This is a genomic window from Burkholderia sp. FW306-1C-G01B (genome assembly GCF_058781685.1).
This window is the reverse complement of record NZ_JBYSWZ010000012.1, coordinates 198637-214098: the sequence shown is the minus strand read 5'-3', so window position 1 is coordinate 214098 and position 15462 is coordinate 198637. Positions and strand designations below refer to the sequence as shown.

Below are 15462 nucleotides of genomic sequence, written 5' to 3'. Positions count from 1 at the left end.
TGTGCGGCACGACAGTGGGCTGACATTGCCGTCGACGCGCAAGTTCCCGCGGCGGCGCCGACCGGTGCGACATCGTCGTCGTGATGCGCGGTGCGCGGCCCGCGCAGCGCGGACGCCTACAGCACGCTGCGTGCGACGACCCAGCGGTGCACCTCGCTCGGGCCCTCGAAGATTCGCATCAGCCGCGCTTCGCTCGCCATCTGCTGCAACGGCAGTTCCTTCGTCATGCCCATCGCGCCGAGCGTCTGCATCGCGTGATCGATGACGGTCCACGCCATTTCGGTCGCGAATACCTTGACCATCGAGATCTGCGTGCGCGCATCCTGCCCGGCATCCACCCGCGCGGCTGCTTCGTAGGTCATCAGGCGGCACGCGTGGATGCGGGTCAGCGCATCGGCCACCCACCACTGGACTGCCTGGCGCTCCGCGAGCGGCACCCCGAAGGTCGTGCGCTGCTTCGCGTATTCGCACAGCAGCGCGACCGCGCGCTCGGCGCGACCGATGCACCAGGCCGCCATCTCCAGCCGCCGGTTCGACAGCCGCCCCTGCATCGGCACGAAGCCTTCGCCTTCCCGGCCGAGCAGTTGCGTGGCGGGCAGGCGGCAGTTTTCCAGCACGATCTCGTAGGTGGACAGCCCGCCGATCATCGGAATCCGGCGTTCGATGATGAAGCCCGGCGTATCGCGCTTGACGATGAAGGCCGAGATGCCGCCGCGCTTGCCCTTGCTGCGGTCCGTCAGCGCCATCACGATCGTCCAGTCGGCTTCGCTCGCGTGGCTGATCCAGATCTTGCGCCCGTTCAGCACCCAGCCGTCGCCATCGCGCTCGGCCGTCGTCGACAGCGCGCCCGGGTCCGAGCCGGCGCCCGGTTCGGAGATGGCCATCGCGGAGCGCGTGACGCCGCGCGCATAAGGGTCGAGATAGCGGGCGCGCTGCGCGTCGTCGGCCGAGTCGCACAGCATCCTCAGGTTCGGCGAATCGGGCGGCAGCACGTACGGCGTCACGGTCGTGCCGATCGCTTCGTTCACGCCGACCATCGCGACGGCCGACAGGTCGGAGCCGCCGGCGTCGAGCGGTGCGTCGAGCCCCCACAGGCCGAGCTGTCGCGAGCGTTCGTCGAGCCGCGCGTGCTCGTCGGCGAGCAGCGCGAAGCGCTGACCATCGGCCTCGCGCGCCATCACGGCGGCTTCGAGCGGAATCAGTTCGTCGTTCACGAAGCGCGCGACGAGGTCCTTGATCATCCGGTGTTCGAGTTCGAGTTCGAAGTTCATGTGCTGATCGATGAGTGAGTGAAGGAAACCGGCGCGGTCAGCGCGCGGCTGGAAGCGGTGCAGCCCGCGCGCGCAGCGTGCCGAGCAGCGCCACGCAGCCGGCCGCGAGCAGTGCCGCGTTGAAATAGAGTCCGCCGCGCATCGATCCGGTGACCGTGTTGAGCACGCCCATCAGGAACGGGCTCGCGAACCCGCCGATCGCGCCGGACATCGTGATCGCCGCGATCGCGACCGCCATCGAGCGTTTGGGCAGCGCGAGCCCCGGCAGCACCCAGAACGCGGGCAGCGCCGCGGCGTGCGCGGCGACCGCGATGCAGAGCGCGATCATCAGGTGCGGCGTGCCGTCGACGCTCGCCAGCCCGGCGAGTGCCGCCGCGCAGGCGAGCATCGCGACCGCGCCGTGCCCGCGCCATTCGCGCCGGCGCTCGGTGCGCCAGCCCATCCCGAGCATGCCGACGATGCCGCACAGATAGGGCAGCGCGGACAGCAGCCCGATCTGCATCGCGCCGTGCAGGCCGCCGCGATGCAGGATCACGGGCATCCAGAACACGAGCGCGTAGCCAGCGGCCGCGATCGCAAAATTGGCCGCGCACAGCAGCCAGAAATCGCGGTGCGCGACCAGCGGCCGCGCCGCGTCCGCATCCGGCATGCCGGCTTCGGCATGCACGTGTGCGGCGCGCAGTGCGGCCTTGTCGGCATCCGACAGCCAGCGTGCGTCGTCCGGCCGGTCGTCGAGAAACCGCAGCGCAACGATGCCGATCGCGCTGCTCGGCAGCCCCTCCACGAGAAACAGCCATTGCCAGCCGCTCAGGCCGGCTGCACCGTCGAAGAGCGTGAGGATCGCGCCCGACACGGGTCCGGCGATCAGCCCCGCGAGGTACAGCGCCGTCATGAAGAGCGCGAACGCCTTCGCGCGCTGCTTCGGCGGATACCACGCGCCGAGATAGAACAGGATGCCGGGGAAGAAGCCGGCCTCGAACACGCCCAGCAGGAACCGGCACGCGTAGAACTGCGCGGGCGTCGTGACGAACATCGTCGCGGCCGAACCGAGCCCCCACAGCACCATGATTCGTGCGATCGTCCTGCGCGCGCCGATCCGCACGAGTAACGCGTTGCTCGGAATCTCGAACGCCATGTAGCCGATGAAGAAGATGCCGGCGCCGAGCCCGTAGACGGCATCGGAGAAGTGCAGCTCGGCAGCCATCTGCGCGTGCGCGAAGCCGATGTTGATCCGGTCGATGAACGACAGCGTGTAGCAGAGGATCAGGAACGGCAGCAGCCGGCGCGAGATCCGGCGGTAGAGCGCCTGCGTCGCGCCATCGTCGACGGCGGCCGGGTGGGTGGAAAGGGTCGGGGTCATGGGCACTCCGTCAGAAGCGGTGAACGATGCCGAGCGCGAGCACCTGCTCGGTGCCGCCCGGTTGCGGCTGCCGGCCGGCGACGACCGTGTTGCGCGCGTCGCCGCCGTTCTTCATGTAGAGATAGCGTGCGTAGAGCGAAGTCCGCTTCGACAGCGGATGGTCGTACCCGACGCCGAGCGCGGTCGCGTCGTTCGCCGAGCCCTTCACGTCGCGGCGCACGACCGACACGAGCACGCGATCGAGCGCGCCGACATTGATCGATGCGCCGACGCTCGCGGTCGAGAACGCGGGCAGGTTCGGCGCCGTGCTGGCGCCATGGAGAAACGCGGCGTACAGCTTGACGCGCGCGAACGCATAGTTGGCCGCGAACACGTAGTGGCGGGTCGTCGACGGGTAGACGACGGGCGACAGGTTGCCGGCCGACACGTCGCCCTGGAAGCCCGCGCCGAGATAGAGCCCGCCGATCCGGTACTGAAGCCCGGCGCCATAGTTGCGCCCGGCCTGCATGGACAGCGCGTTCGGTGTCGGAAAGCCGTACGTGGCCATCACGCGCAGGCCGTTCCAGTCGGGGCTGAGATACGACGCCGCCTGGTTGAAGCGCGGAATCGGCGGCGTCGTGTTGCTCGTGATCGTATCCGTCGACGTCGCGAGCAGCGCGAGCGGCGAAATTCGCTCGTTGAGTCCGAACGGATCGCCTTCGTATACGACGTAGAACGACGGCGTGTATTGCCGGCCGAGCCGGAGGTCGCCGTAGCGCGTGTTCTGCAGCGATACGTATGCCTGCCGGTAGAACAGCGTGCCGCCCTGGAACGATCCGTCGGCCGGCGAGAAGCCGCTTTCCAGCACGAACTTCGTCGACGTGCCGCCGCCGAGATCCTCGACGCCCGTCAACCCGATGCGGCTTGTCGACGATCCGCCGCCGCTCTGCCGCACGCTCGACAGGCTGCCGATGCGATCGAATTCGACGTAGCTGTCGACGATCCCGTACAGCGTGACCGACGACGCGTGCGCTGGCGACGCGCACAGCACGCAGGCGCCGACCAGGAATGCTTTCCGTTGCATGAAGATGTCTCCGTTCCATGTTTTTTTTTGACGCGCCCGCGTTCTGGGAGCGGTTGCGCGCGTCGTGTCGCCCACCGTGCTGCGTCGGGATCAGCGCCCCTTGAACACCGGCTTGCGCTTCTCGAGAAACGCGCGGGCGCCTTCGATCCGGTCCTCGCTCGCATAGACGTCGGGGCCGACGTCCAGCCGCAGCGCCGCGGCAACCGGCAAGCCCTGGCTGCGTGTCGCGGTTTCCTTGATGCGGCGGATCGTGAGCGGCGCGTTCGCGGCGATCGCCTCCGCCAGTTCGCGCACGGTGTCGTCGAGCGCGGCGCCGGGTACGACGCGGTTCAGCACCCCGACGCGCTGCGCTTCGTCAGCGTCGAAGCGGCGGCCCGTGAACAGCAGCTCCATCGCGACGGCGCGCGGCAGCATGCGCGGCAGCAGCACGCTCGCGAAGTTCGCGCCCATGCCGACCCGCGCTTCGGGCAGCGCGAAGTACGCGTGCTCGGCGGCGATCCGCAGGTCGCACGCGAGCGCGATTTCAAAGCCGCCGCCGACGGCGAAGCCGTTGATGGCCGCGATGGTCGGCTTGCGCAGCTCCAGGATCAGCTCGTGCACGTTGCGTGCGAGCCCGCGCATCGGCCGCATCCCGCGCATCTCGGGATCGCCGAGATCGATGCCCGCGCTGAAGGCCCGTTCGCCGGCACCTCGGATCACGATCGCGCGAATCGCGGGGTTGTCGTCGAGCGTGACCAGTTCGTCGCACAGGCGCCGGATCGCTTCGGCGGACAGTGCATTGGCAACGTGCGGACGATGGATCGTCAGCCACGCAATGCCGTCGTCGTCGTTGCGCAGGATCGACGGGGCGTCGTCGCCGGTCGGGGAAGAGAACGTGCGCGGCGCGCTCATGACGCGCTCCCGGCAGAGCCTGCGCGTTCGTCGTGGATGACGCCTGCCTGCCGCAGCGCGTCGCGCCGGGCTGCATCGATGCCGAACGCGTCGAGCACCGCGTCGGTGTCGGCGGCGAACGGCCGGGGCGGCCGGCGTATCGATCCGGGCGTGCGGGAGAGTTTGGCCGGGATGCCCGCGCCGGTGTACGTATCGGTATTGACGAACATCGCGTTGCGCGCCGCCTGCGGATGGCCGAATGCATCGGCGACGGTGTTCACCGGCCCCGTTGCGACGCCGGCGTGCAGCAGCCGCTCGACGACGTCGTCGGCGCGAAGTTCGGCGGTGAGTTGCCCGAGCAGCGTGTCGAGCGCGTCGCGATGCGCGACGCGCTGCGCGTTGGTCGCGAACCGGGGATCGCGCGCAAGCTCGGGCACGCCGAGCGCTTCGACGAGCCGCGCGAACGTGCGGTTGTTGCCGGCGCCCGTCGCCACCGGCTTGTCCTTGCACGGATAGACGCCGTACGGCGCGATCGCGCCATACACATTGCCGGTCGCGACGGGAACGTCGCCGGTCGCCATCCAGCTCGTGCTGACCGGGTGCAGCATCGACAGTGCGGTGCTGAACAGGTCGATGTCGACATGCTGCCCGAGACCGGAGCGCGTCCGTTCGACCAGCGCGAGCAGGATGCTCGACACGGCGCTCAGGCCGGCCGCGAAATCGACGACCGGAAACGGCACCTTGAGCGGCATGCCGCCCGGTTCGCCGTTGATCGACATGAAGCCGGCCAGCCCCTGCGCGACGGCGTCGTAGCCCGGAAACCGCGCGAGCGGGCCGTCGGTGCCGTACCCGGAGATCGAGCAATGGACGAGGCGCGGGAAGCGTTCGCGCAGGCAGTCTTCGTACCCGATGCCCCAGCGTTCGAGCGTGCCCTGCTTGAAGTTGTCGATCAGCACGTCGGCCGTCTCGAGCAGGCGGAACAGCACGTCGCGTCCGTCGGGATGCGACAGGTCGAGCGCGAGATTGCGCTTGTTGCGGTTGAGTCCCCAGTAGTAGCTGGAGATGCCGCCCGGCATCGCGGGCCCCCAGTCGCGCGTTTCGTCGCCTTGCGGCGGTTCGATCTTGACGACGTCCGCGCCGTGGTCCGCGAGCGTCTGCGCGCAGAACGGCCCCGCATAAACGCGGCTCAGGTCCACCACGCGCACGCCCGCGAGTGCGCCTTCGTTGTTGCTGGTCATGACGATGTTTCCTTCGATGTGGAATTCGATGGTCCGGCGTGCCGGTATGTGCCGGCCGCGCGGCATGCGATGCGGCGCCGGTTCAGCCGCGCGCGGCGAACAGCGCGTTCACCGCCGCGCGATGTTCGGGTGTGGCGTGCGCGAACGCCTGGTACGAGGCCGACAGGTCGAGCAGCGTGTCGAGGCTCGTGTGCCGGCCTTCGCGCAGCAGCCGCTTGGTCAGGCGCAACGCGGTGCCCGAGTGGCGGGCGATGCGGCCGGCCAGTTCGTGCGCGTGCGCGAGGAGGTCGCCGTCGGGAACGACGCGCGACACGAGCCCGCAGCGCAGCGCCGCCTGTGCGTCCAGCGCGTCGCCCGTGAACGACATTTCCGCGGCAACGGCGGCGCCGACGATCTGCGGCAGGAACCACGCGCCGCCGTCGCCCGGCACGAGGCCGAGCGCGATGAAGCTCTCGGCGAAGCGTGCGCTGCCGGCGGCGATGCGGATGTCGCACATGCACGCGAGATCGGTGCCGGCGCCGATGGCCGGGCCGTTGACCGCCGCGATGGCCGGCACTTCGAGCTGCTGGAACGCCTGCGCCACGCGCTGTATGCCGCGGCGATAGCTCGTCCGGATCGCGGCGAGGTCGTGCGGGTCCGATTCGATGAACGCACGCATCGCCTTCACGTTGCCGCCCGACGAAAACGCCGTGCCGGCGCCGGTCAGGATCAGCACGCGGATCGATTCGTCGCGGTTCGCGTCGTCGCAGCATTCGGTCAGCGCATCGATCGCATCGGTGTCCGAAATGGCGTTGCGGGTTTCGGGGCGGTTCATCGTGACGGTCAGGATCGGGCCCTGCCGTTCACGGATCAGAAAGGCTGCCATGATGTCTCCGTATGTTCTGTGCCGCGGGACTTCACGCCGCGGGCCGAAGCCTAGTATCGTCACGACGGTTGGCGGCGGGAAATTCCGTTCCACATATGTGGAAGGCCCGTCCCGGTTGCGTGCGGAGAGGGCGGGATGAGCGGAAACGTGGTCAAGAGCGCGGCGCGCGTGTTCGAGGTGCTGGAACTCTTCAGCACATTGCAGCGGCCGCTGAGCGTGCGGGAGATCGCCACGCGCTGCGGCTATCCGGGGTCGAGCGCGGCGGCGCTGCTGACCAGCATGAAAGCGCTCGGCTATCTCGCGTACGACGACGCGACGCACGCCTATGCGCCCACCGCGCGGCTCGTCAATCTCGGCGAAGCGCTCGTCGATTCGGCGGCAGGCAGCCGGCGGCACTGGCACGCCGTCGCGAAGCGGCTGGCCGCCCGCACGCACGAGGCGGTCGTGATCGCGGTGCAGAGCGATCTGTATGTGCAGTACATCGACGCGATCGCGGGCTCCCATAGGATTCCGATCCAGTTCTATGCGCCGATCGGCACGCGCCGCGAGATCTGCATGTCGAGCCTCGGCTGGGCGCTGCTGAGCATCCAGCCGGACAGCACGATCCGCCGGCTCGTGGCGCGCAGCATCCGCCGGCTCGGGAAGTCGGGCAGGACGATCGACGAGGACGTCGTGCTCGACAAGGTCGAACAGACGCGCCGGCACGGCTACTCGTATTCGGCGCATACGGTGACGCAGGGCGCCGCGATGATCTCGATGGTGATCGCGGACGGCTGGAACGGTCTGCCGCTGGCGATGGGCGTGGCCGGGCCCGTCGAGCGGATCGACGCGCACCGCGACGCGATCGTGCTGGCGATGCGGGAGGCGCTGGCCGAGCGCGCGGGCGAGGCGGCCGGCTAGCCGCGGCAGGCTGGCCCGTGCGCCGGGCGTTGTCGGCATCGGGCAAGTGCCGGTGCCTGACGGCGAGCGATGGCGATGCGGCCGGGACGTCGATCCCGGGTATCGGCCCGGTCATCGTTCGTGCCGCGCCCGTCGCACGCATTCGCATAGAATCGATGCGTTTCCTTGCCCCTGTCACGGTTGCATTTCAGCGAGGTCGCAATGCCATTGAACGCGCCGCTTGCCGGCATCCACATCGTCGAATTCGAAGGCCTCGGCCCCGGCCCGCTCGCGGGCTGGATGCTCGCCGGGATGGGCGCGCGGATCACGCTGATCGCGCGGCCGTCCGGCCGCACGAGCGCGCCGGACGCGCTGCGGGGCCGCGACGGCGATCTGCTGCGCGAAGGCAAGGCGATCGTCGAGCTCGACCTGAAGGCGCCTGCCGGCCGCGATGCGGCGCTCGATCTGATCGCGCAGGCCGACGCGCTGATCGAGGGACTGCGGCCCGGCGTGATGGAGCGGCTCTGCCTCGGGCCCGAAGATTGCGCACGCCGCAACCCGAAGCTCGTGTACGGGCGGATGACGGGCTGGGGCCAGCACGGCCCGCTCGCGGCCGCGGCCGGGCACGACCTGAACTATGTCGCGCTGACCGGGCTGCTGTCGCTATCGGCACCGAACGACGGCCGGCCGGGTTTGCCGCCGACCGTCGTCGGCGATGCGGGCGGCGCGCTCGGGCTCGCGTTCGGGATCGTCTGCGCGCTGTTCGACGTGCGCGGCGGCGGGCCGGGGCGCGTGGTCGACGGCGCGATCGTCGACATCGTGTCGATGCTCGGTTCGCTTGCGTTGTGGGCGCGTGCGAACGGGCAACTCGACGGCGCGCAGCCGAGCCTCTTCCACGACGCGCCGTTCTACGACGTGTATCGCTGCGCGGACGGCGAATGCGTGACGATCGGCGCGCTCGAGCCGCCGTTCTATGCGCTGCTGGTCGAGCGGCTCGGGCTGACCGACGTCGATCCGGCGTCGCAGTACGACCGCGCGCGCTGGCCCGCGCTGAAGGTGCGGTTCGCCGAGGTGTTCGCGCAGCAGCCGTCCGCGCACTGGCGCGCGCTGCTGGAGGGCACCGATGCGTGTTTCGCGCCGGTATTGAGCGTGGCCGACGCGGCCGCGCATCCGCACAACGCGGCGCGCGGGATCTATCGGACCGACGAGAACGGCAACGTGCGGGTGCGCGTGGCGCCGCGTTTCCTGCCGCTGACGGGGGACGATGCGGGCTAGCGGCGCGGAGGCGTGCCGTTGCGCGGCATCGGATGGCGGCCGCTCGGGCCGTTTTCAGGCGGTTTCTTCAGGCCGTTTCCTCCGGCATATCCGGCACCTTGCCGTCGCCGACGCGGTTGATCGTGCCTTGCGCGATCGCGACGAGCCGCTCGTGATCGCCGTCGATGACGAACACGTGACACTGGCAGGTCGCCTGGTGCCGACCTGCGTAGACCAGCTTCGCGCGCGCGACGAGCGTGCCGTTCACGGCCGGCCGCAGGTAGTTGATCTTGTATTCGGCCGTGATCACGCGCGGGCCGAGCACGAGCGCGCCGGCGAACGTCAGCGCGTTGTCGGCGAGATAGCTGATGACGCCGCCGTGCACGAAACCGTGCTGCTGCCGCAGCTCGTCACGCACGTGCAGGCACAGCGACACCTCGTTGTCGCCGATATGCATCAGCTCCGTGCCCAGCAGCATGCTGAACGGTTGCGCACGCAATGCGCCGCGCGCGTGGTCCGTGATGTCGGTCATCGACTTTCCTCGAAATGAGTGCCCGCTTGCGCTGAACTCTAGGAAGGGGACTGCGGATAAGCAAGGAAATTCGTCCGCGATTCCTGCAATTTTCGGCGCGATGCGATGCGATTATTGCGTCGAACGCGGGAGTTGTCCTTGTTTGCGGGCGATTCGGCGGGAATGCGCGAGCGACGCACGTCACGGGCCCACCTTGCTGGCCGCATCTCGCCGGCCCCACCTAGGCGACCGCTCCTAAAGTCCGACGAAGAAATGCCGCTAATGCCGGGGCATTGCCTCATCGTCCGCTCTCCAGGAATCTCCCATGTTCGGAAAAATCAAGCTCGCGTCGGGTCTGCTCGGCGTGTTGACCGTGTTTTGCCTCTTCCTGTTCGCGATCGAAGCGCTCGGCTTCCGGGCGCTCGCGTCGACGCGCAGCGGCGTCGACGATCTGTCGAACGTCGCGATCGCGCAGGTCAACGCGGCCAACCAGGCGACCGAGCACCTGCTCGACGCGCGCATCAACCTGTCGCGCGCCGGCACGCGGATGGTGCGCGGCGGCCCGAAGCCGGAAGACATCATCCGCCATGCCGGCGCTTCGCTTGCCGAAGCGGACAAGGCGTTCGCCGCGCTGACGGCCGCGCAGCCGGTCGACGACACGAACCGCACGCGCGTCGCGGCGCTCGCCGAGCGCTATCGCGCGCTGCGCGGCGCGCTTGGCGAACTCGTGCAGTTCCTCGACGCCGACAACATCCAGGCCTTCCTCGACCAGCCGACGCAAGGCATCCAAGACGCCTACCTCGCCGAACTGCACCGCTTCGCCGAATACGGCAGCGCATCGAGCCGCACGGCGCTCGACACGATCGACGGCGGCATCCTCTGGTTCAAGTCGGTCGGCATCGCGCTGCTGGTGGCGATGCTCGCGGCGAGCGCGGCGATCTACGCAGCCGCGCGGCGCGCGGTCGTCGCGCCGCTGGACGAGGCCAGCCGCCATTTCGAGCGGATCGCGCAGGGCCGGCTCGACGAAGCCGTGCGGGCGGGCGGCGTATTCGAGATCGACCGGATGCTGCGCGGCCTCGCCGCGATGCAGACGAGCATCGCGGGCACCGTGCGCACGGTGCGCCACGCGTCCGATGCGATCCACCTCGGCGCGGGCGAGATCGCGGGCGGCAACGCCGACCTGTCGGCGCGCACGGGCACGCAGGCCGCGTCGCTCGAGGAAACGGCCGCGAGCATGGAGGAATTGACCGCGACCGTCCGGCAGAACACCGACAGCGCACGCGCGGCCAGCGCGCTGGCCGACGCGGCGCTCGAAGCGACGAGCCACGGCGGCGGCGTGGTCGACAGCGTGATCGACCGGATGCGCGGCATCGCGCAGAGCTCGGGGCGGATCGCGGAGATCATCTCGGTGATCGACGGCATCGCGTTCCAGACCAACATCCTCGCGCTGAACGCCGCGGTCGAGGCCGCGCGGGCCGGCGAACAGGGGCGCGGCTTCGCGGTCGTCGCGGGCGAAGTGCGCTCGCTCGCGCAGCGCAGCGCGCAATCGGCGAAGGAGATCAAGGCGCTGATCGAGGATTCGGTCGCGCAGATCAACGGCGGCGCGGAACTCGTCGAACGCGCCGGCGAAGCAATGCGGACGGTGTCGACGTCGATCACGCGCGTCGTGCAGACGATGTCCGAGATCACGGCCGCGTCGGTCGAGCAGAGCGTCGGGATCGAGCAGGTGAACCAGGCCGTCACGCAGATGGATCAACTGACGCAGCAGAACGCGGCGCTGGTGGAGCAAGTCGCGGCGGCGGCCGCGTCGCTGAACGACCAGACCGCGCACCTGATGCAGGCGGTGTCGGTGTTCGAACTCGGCGATGCGCGCGCCGCACGTGGCGAACGCGCGGCGCCGTCGTTCGCCGACGCGGGTTACGAACCGGCCGGCAGCGCCGCGTAGGCGGTCGCGAGATGGTAGGGCGTCGTTGACGGCATGTCGGCGCGCGACACCTGCCCGTCCGCCGTCTTGCACTCGAACCAGCCGCGCGGATGCAGGAAGCGCGCGGCGAAACGCCCGATTTGCTGCGCGAGGGGCGCGGACGCCGGCGTGCCGCCGTGCGTCGCGAGCGCGCGCAGGTACTCGGTCTGCGCCCAGATCCGCTGCGTGCCGTCGATGCATACGCCTTGCGCGTCGAGCGCCGCGCAGACGCCGCCCGTCTGCGCATCGACACCGTATTGCTCCGCGAACATGAACGCGCGCGACAGCGCGTCGGGGAGCCCGGTCTGCGCGAGCCGTGCGCCGGCCGCATCGACCAGATAGAACCATTCGAACTGATGGCCGGGTTCGAAACGGTTGTCGGCCGCCCCGAGCGGCAGTTCGGCGACGCAGCCGGTCGCCGCGTCGACGAACGTGCGCTCGACGGCCTGCGCGGTGCGTGCGAGCGCATCGTCGAACGCCGCGTCGCCGAACGCGTCGGCGGCTGCGAGCCACGCTTCGGTCAGATGCATCAGCGGATTCTGCAGCGCGCCGCTGCCGGATGACGAGAAATCGGCGTGGCGCGCCGCATCGAGCAGCGCGTCGCCATGGCGCGGCGCGAAGCGGTCCTGGATCAGCGCGGCGGTTTCCTCGGCCACCGCGCGCGCGGCGGCGTCGCCCGACGCCGCATGCCATGCGGCGCACGCGAACACGATGAACGCGTGCGTATAGAGATCCTTGGTCGTATCGAGCGGCGCCCCCTGCGCGTCGACGCTGTAGATCCAGCCGCCGTGGCGCGCGTCGCGGAAGCGGCTGCACAGCGCGTCGAACAGCGTGGCCGCGTGTGCTGTGTCGCCGGCCTGCGCGAACACGAACAATTGCCGCGCGCAGGCCATTGCGCGATAACGGGTGACGGGTAGCGGCGCGTGAGCGGCCGGATCGACGGCCTCGAACGGCAGCCGCAACGTGTGGTCGAACCCGGAACCCCGCCAGATCGGCAAGACGACGTGCGCGAAATGGTGGCGCAGCTGGGCGGCCTGGGCGGAAGCGGAGTCGGAAACGGACATGACGGGGTTGAGCGCTTGGATCTGAACGTGTCGGCGCGGCCCGGATCGGCGCGGCCGGGGCCAAGGATAAAACATTCCGCGCGGCCGGCACAAAAAAAAGGAGATAAATCGGATGCTCAGCAACCTGGAACTCGTGATGCGGCTCGTTCTCGCGGCGGCGCTCGGCAGCGTCATCGGCTTCGAGCGCGAGCGCCTGTCGTGGGCGGCCGGCCTGCGCACGCACATGCTCGTGTGCGTCGGCTCGACGCTGATCATGATCGTGTCGGCATTCGGTTTCGCCGACGTGCTCGGCAGCAGCGAGCACATCGTGCTCGATCCGTCGCGGATCGCCGCGCAGGTCGTGTCGGGCATCGGCTTCCTCGGCGCGGGCTCGATCCTGCTGCGCGGCGAGATCGTGCGCGGGCTGACGACGGCAGCGAGCCTGTGGTCGGTTGCCGCGATCGGCCTCGCGGTGGGCGGCGGGCTCTATGTCGCGTCGATTTCGGCGACGATCATCATCCTGATCATCCTGGCCGGCATCAAGCCGCTGGAGCGGCGCTATTTCACGGTGCGCCAGCGGCGCCAGCTTGCGCTGACGGTCGTGAGCGGCGCGCTGACGTTCGATTCGCTGCACGCGGCGCTCGGCGCCGACAGCGCGCGCGTGAAGCAATTCATCGTGCAGCGCGCCGACGATACGGGCGAGCACGACGAAGTGCGCATCGCGCTCGCGCGGGTGTCGGAACTCGAATACCAGGCGATCTGCGGCAAGCTGCGCGCGTTGCAGGGTGTCACGCGTTTCGAAGAAGGGAACGGGTTGTCGGGCGACGAATAGGCTGCATCGGTTGCGGGGCGTGCGACAATGGCCGGCCACCGATTCCGTTCGACATCCGGTTCCGCGCTCGCGGGCCCCGCAATCCGATTTCCATGACTTGCGCCATGATTTTGTGGAAATTCTTATAAATTCAACAGGTTGTGGAATTTTGTTTTCTGAACCCCTCGTCTGGACTGACAATGCCGATTGGTTCGAAGGTATTGAGGAAGATTCGGAAATCGTCATGCTCGGTGTGTGGAAGACGAAGCCCGGAAAGCGTGAGCAGGCCGGCGAGCGAGGGAAGTATCGCTTTTCGGATTTCACGAAACACAAGCTGAACCTGACGCTCTCGCTGAAGGCGCAGATTGCTCCAGTGGTTCGGATGGGCAAAGAGTTGAACACTCCGATATACGAACGGCGCAGAAGCGGCATTCGACAAGGTCAGCCTGGGCGGATTCGCGGCGGCGCGAGCGCTGTCGACCGGCTTCAGCGATCAGCCGATTCGCGCCTCGCGGCCGTTCGACCGCGATCGGGACGGATTTGTCATGGGTGAGGGGGCTGCAATGCTGGTGGTCGAGTCTCTCGACCACGCCATCGCACGTGGCGCCCGCCCGATCGCGGAGATCATCGGGTACGGAACCACGGCGGACGCCTACCACATGACCGCCGGGCCCGACGACGGATCCGGCGCCATGCGGGCGATGAAGCTGCGACCTTCCTTCAGCATGCCGGCCGTCTCGAGTTCGAAGCAAACCGCAAACAGGAGACAAATCTTGCGCAACGTTCCGGGTGTACTGTCTGGCGTCGCGCCGTCAGGCCACGATGGCGCGCCGCAACCGCAGCACTGCGTCCCGCATGTTGCCCGGCAGCGTCGCGCCAAAACCTATCACAAGCCCGGCCTCGCCGCCGCCGCGGTAATGCGGAGACAGCGGTGGCGTCTGCAGCCCGAGCGCCGTAGCGGCTTTCCATACCGCGAGATCCGCGTCCGGTGCAGCCGCGCCACGCAGCTTCGCGACGAGATGCAGGCCGGCATCGGGCGCGCCTCCCCAATCGAGCACGTCCGCGCAGTGGCATTCGAGCGCGGCCAGCAGCGCATCCCGACGCTCCGCATAAAGCATCCGCATGCGGCGCAGGTGCGTCGCAAAATGCCCTTCGCCGATGAATTCCGCGAGCGTGACCTGCAACGGCGTCGGTGATTGCCGGTCAACCAGTGCGCGGGCGTGCGCAAAAGCCCCGGCGAGCCCCGGCGGCGCGATCAGGAAGCCGATCCTCAATCCGGGCGCAAGGACCTTCGCGAACGTGCCGACGTAGATCACGCGATTCGCGGCCGATTGCCGGCCGAGCGCGCGCAGCGGGTGCAGCGGCCGGCCGGCGTAGCGGTAGTCGCCGTCGCAATCGTCCTCGATGATCCAGGCGTCCGTACGCTCGGCCCAGTCCAGCAGCGCGAGCCGGCGCCGCAGGCTCATCGTCACGCCGAGCGGGTACTGATGCGACGGCGTAACCACCGCGAGGCGCGCGTCCGCGGCCAGCCGTGTACCGGCCTCGACGTCGAGGCCCTCCGCGTCGACCGGCACCGGCACCGCACGTGCGCCCGCGCTTTCGACCGCGCTGTGCCCCGCGACGAATCCCGGGTTTTCGATCCATACCGTATCGCCCGCGTCGATCAGCAGGCGCGCGGCTAGCTCGATCGCGTGCTGCGAGCCGGACGTGATCACGACGTCGTCAGCATCGCACGGCAGGCCGCGCGTCACGCCCAGATGTTCGGCGATCGCCTCGCGCAGCGGGCGGTATCCGGCCGGATCGGCGTAGCCGAGCTGGTCGGCGGTCGGCCGGCTGCGCCAGAAACGGGCGGACAGTCGAGTCCACGTGTCGTACGGGAACGCATCGAACGCGGGGGTGCCGGGCGCGAGCAGGCCCGGCCCGCGCGGCACCGGCGTGACCGGCAGCCCGGCCAGACGGCGGCCCCGCTCGGACAGCGCCGGGTATGCATCGCCGCGCGCTGCGGTAACGGACAGCGACGCCGTGGCGGCGGGCGGCGCCAGATCCTCCGGCAACACGTCCGGCACGTAGATGCCGGAGCCGCGCTGCCCGCGCGCATAGCCCTCCGCGATGAGCCTCTCGTACGCCAGCACGACGGTCTGCCTCGACACGCCCAGTTCGGCCGCGAACGATCGCGTCGACGGCAGGCGCGCACCGGGACGCAGGTGGCCGCGCAGCACCGCCTCGCGCAGGTGACGGGCGATCTGCTCCTGAAACGGCAGCGCCGCTGCGGGATCGACGGCGAAAGCGCCCCAGACGGGTGGGGTGGCGCGTTTGCTCATGGCCTGAAAGTGG

13 protein-coding genes and 1 pseudogene are annotated in these 15462 nt (G+C 69.3%); 5 read left to right on the top strand and 9 right to left on the bottom strand.

What is annotated here, in order from left to right; all coding sequences use genetic code 11:
- Positions 1–116: 116 nt before the first annotated feature.
- From AC3WLY_RS24115 to AC3WLY_RS24090, 6 genes are all read right to left on the bottom strand, one after another.
- Positions 117–1271 carry an acyl-CoA dehydrogenase family protein gene (locus tag AC3WLY_RS24115; RefSeq protein WP_492309470.1) on the bottom strand — a complete coding sequence of 385 codons (1155 nt, stop codon included), beginning with the start codon at positions 1269–1271 and terminating at the stop codon, positions 117–119.
- A 37-nt stretch (positions 1272–1308) separates the two neighbouring features.
- Positions 1309–2631: an MFS transporter gene (locus tag AC3WLY_RS24110; protein WP_492309471.1), complete on the bottom strand. Its 1323-nt coding sequence runs from the start codon at positions 2629–2631 to the stop codon at positions 1309–1311.
- Positions 2632–2641: 10 nt separating this feature from the next.
- A complete protein-coding gene (locus tag AC3WLY_RS24105) occupies positions 2642–3694 on the bottom strand; it encodes a porin (protein ID WP_492309472.1) in 1053 nt (350 codons plus the stop codon).
- Positions 3695–3784: 90 nt separating this feature from the next.
- Positions 3785–4585, bottom strand: a complete 801-nt coding sequence (locus tag AC3WLY_RS24100) for an enoyl-CoA hydratase/isomerase family protein (protein ID WP_310136696.1) — start codon at positions 4583–4585, stop codon at positions 3785–3787.
- Positions 4582–5802 carry a CaiB/BaiF CoA transferase family protein gene (locus tag AC3WLY_RS24095; RefSeq protein WP_175959987.1) on the bottom strand — a complete coding sequence of 407 codons (1221 nt, stop codon included), beginning with the start codon at positions 5800–5802 and terminating at the stop codon, positions 4582–4584. Before AC3WLY_RS24095 ends, AC3WLY_RS24100 begins: the two co-directional genes overlap by 4 nt.
- An 82-nt stretch (positions 5803–5884) precedes the next feature.
- Positions 5885–6667: a crotonase/enoyl-CoA hydratase family protein gene (locus AC3WLY_RS24090; protein ID WP_492309473.1), complete on the bottom strand. Its 783-nt coding sequence runs from the start codon at positions 6665–6667 to the stop codon at positions 5885–5887.
- A 135-nt stretch (positions 6668–6802) separates the two neighbouring features.
- Here AC3WLY_RS24090 and AC3WLY_RS24085 point away from each other — a divergent pair, with 135 nt between their 5' ends.
- Both AC3WLY_RS24085 and AC3WLY_RS24080 read left to right on the top strand, forming a co-directional pair.
- Positions 6803–7567, top strand: a complete 765-nt coding sequence (locus tag AC3WLY_RS24085) for an IclR family transcriptional regulator (RefSeq protein ID WP_175959989.1) — start codon at positions 6803–6805, stop codon at positions 7565–7567.
- A 201-nt stretch (positions 7568–7768) separates the two neighbouring features.
- Complete coding sequence (locus AC3WLY_RS24080) at positions 7769–8821, top strand: CaiB/BaiF CoA transferase family protein (protein ID WP_492309474.1); 1053 nt, start codon at positions 7769–7771, stop codon at positions 8819–8821.
- A gap of 67 nt (positions 8822–8888) precedes the next feature.
- Here the strand turns inward: AC3WLY_RS24080 and AC3WLY_RS24075 are convergent, their stop codons facing one another.
- A complete protein-coding gene (locus AC3WLY_RS24075) occupies positions 8889–9332 on the bottom strand; it encodes a PaaI family thioesterase (protein ID WP_047902232.1) in 444 nt (147 codons plus the stop codon).
- A gap of 304 nt (positions 9333–9636) precedes the next feature.
- Between AC3WLY_RS24075 and AC3WLY_RS24070 the strand changes: the two genes are divergently transcribed.
- Entirely contained in the window at positions 9637–11256 is a 1620-nt protein-coding gene (locus AC3WLY_RS24070; RefSeq protein ID WP_492309475.1) for a methyl-accepting chemotaxis protein, read from the top strand.
- Here AC3WLY_RS24070 and AC3WLY_RS24065 read toward each other — a convergent pair.
- Complete coding sequence (locus tag AC3WLY_RS24065) at positions 11229–12338, bottom strand: AGE family epimerase/isomerase (protein WP_492309476.1); 1110 nt, start codon at positions 12336–12338, stop codon at positions 11229–11231. The two genes, AC3WLY_RS24070 and AC3WLY_RS24065, sit on opposite strands and share 28 nt — an antisense overlap.
- 112 nt (positions 12339–12450) lie before the next feature.
- On the opposite strand from AC3WLY_RS24065, the gene AC3WLY_RS24060 reads away from it, so the two are divergent.
- The gene (locus AC3WLY_RS24060; protein ID WP_310136685.1) at positions 12451–13149 is read left to right on the top strand and encodes an MgtC/SapB family protein; all 699 of its coding nucleotides are present in this window, start codon (positions 12451–12453) and stop codon (positions 13147–13149) included.
- 395 nt (positions 13150–13544) lie between these two features.
- Positions 13545–13838, top strand: a pseudogene (locus AC3WLY_RS24055) (beta-ketoacyl synthase N-terminal-like domain-containing protein); the annotation flags it as partial.
- A gap of 102 nt (positions 13839–13940) precedes the next feature.
- On the opposite strand, the gene pdxR reads toward AC3WLY_RS24055, so the two are convergent.
- A complete protein-coding gene (gene pdxR, locus AC3WLY_RS24050; protein ID WP_310136682.1) occupies positions 13941–15449 on the bottom strand; it encodes a MocR-like pyridoxine biosynthesis transcription factor PdxR in 1509 nt (502 codons plus the stop codon).
- Positions 15450–15462: the final 13 nt, after the last annotated feature.

Excerpts from the sequence above, each read along its gene's own strand:
- AC3WLY_RS24115 (WP_492309470.1), bottom strand. The coding sequence starts at position 1,271 with ATGAACTTCGAACTCGAACTCGAACACCGGATGATCAAGGACCTCGTC.
- AC3WLY_RS24110 (WP_492309471.1), bottom strand. The coding sequence starts at position 2,631 with ATGACCCCGACCCTTTCCACCCACCCGGCCGCCGTCGACGATGGCGCG.
- AC3WLY_RS24105 (WP_492309472.1), bottom strand. The coding sequence starts at position 3,694 with ATGCAACGGAAAGCATTCCTGGTCGGCGCCTGCGTGCTGTGCGCGTCG.
- AC3WLY_RS24100 (WP_310136696.1), bottom strand. The coding sequence starts at position 4,585 with ATGAGCGCGCCGCGCACGTTCTCTTCCCCGACCGGCGACGACGCCCCG.
- AC3WLY_RS24095 (WP_175959987.1), bottom strand. The coding sequence starts at position 5,802 with ATGACCAGCAACAACGAAGGCGCACTCGCGGGCGTGCGCGTGGTGGAC.
- AC3WLY_RS24090 (WP_492309473.1), bottom strand. The coding sequence starts at position 6,667 with ATGGCAGCCTTTCTGATCCGTGAACGGCAGGGCCCGATCCTGACCGTC.
- AC3WLY_RS24085 (WP_175959989.1), top strand. The coding sequence starts at position 6,803 with ATGAGCGGAAACGTGGTCAAGAGCGCGGCGCGCGTGTTCGAGGTGCTG.
- AC3WLY_RS24080 (WP_492309474.1), top strand. The coding sequence starts at position 7,769 with ATGCCATTGAACGCGCCGCTTGCCGGCATCCACATCGTCGAATTCGAA.
- AC3WLY_RS24075 (WP_047902232.1), bottom strand. The coding sequence starts at position 9,332 with ATGACCGACATCACGGACCACGCGCGCGGCGCATTGCGTGCGCAACCG.
- AC3WLY_RS24070 (WP_492309475.1), top strand. The coding sequence starts at position 9,637 with ATGTTCGGAAAAATCAAGCTCGCGTCGGGTCTGCTCGGCGTGTTGACC.
- AC3WLY_RS24065 (WP_492309476.1), bottom strand. The coding sequence starts at position 12,338 with ATGTCCGTTTCCGACTCCGCTTCCGCCCAGGCCGCCCAGCTGCGCCAC.
- AC3WLY_RS24060 (WP_310136685.1), top strand. The coding sequence starts at position 12,451 with ATGCTCAGCAACCTGGAACTCGTGATGCGGCTCGTTCTCGCGGCGGCG.
- pdxR (WP_310136682.1), bottom strand. The coding sequence starts at position 15,449 with ATGAGCAAACGCGCCACCCCACCCGTCTGGGGCGCTTTCGCCGTCGAT.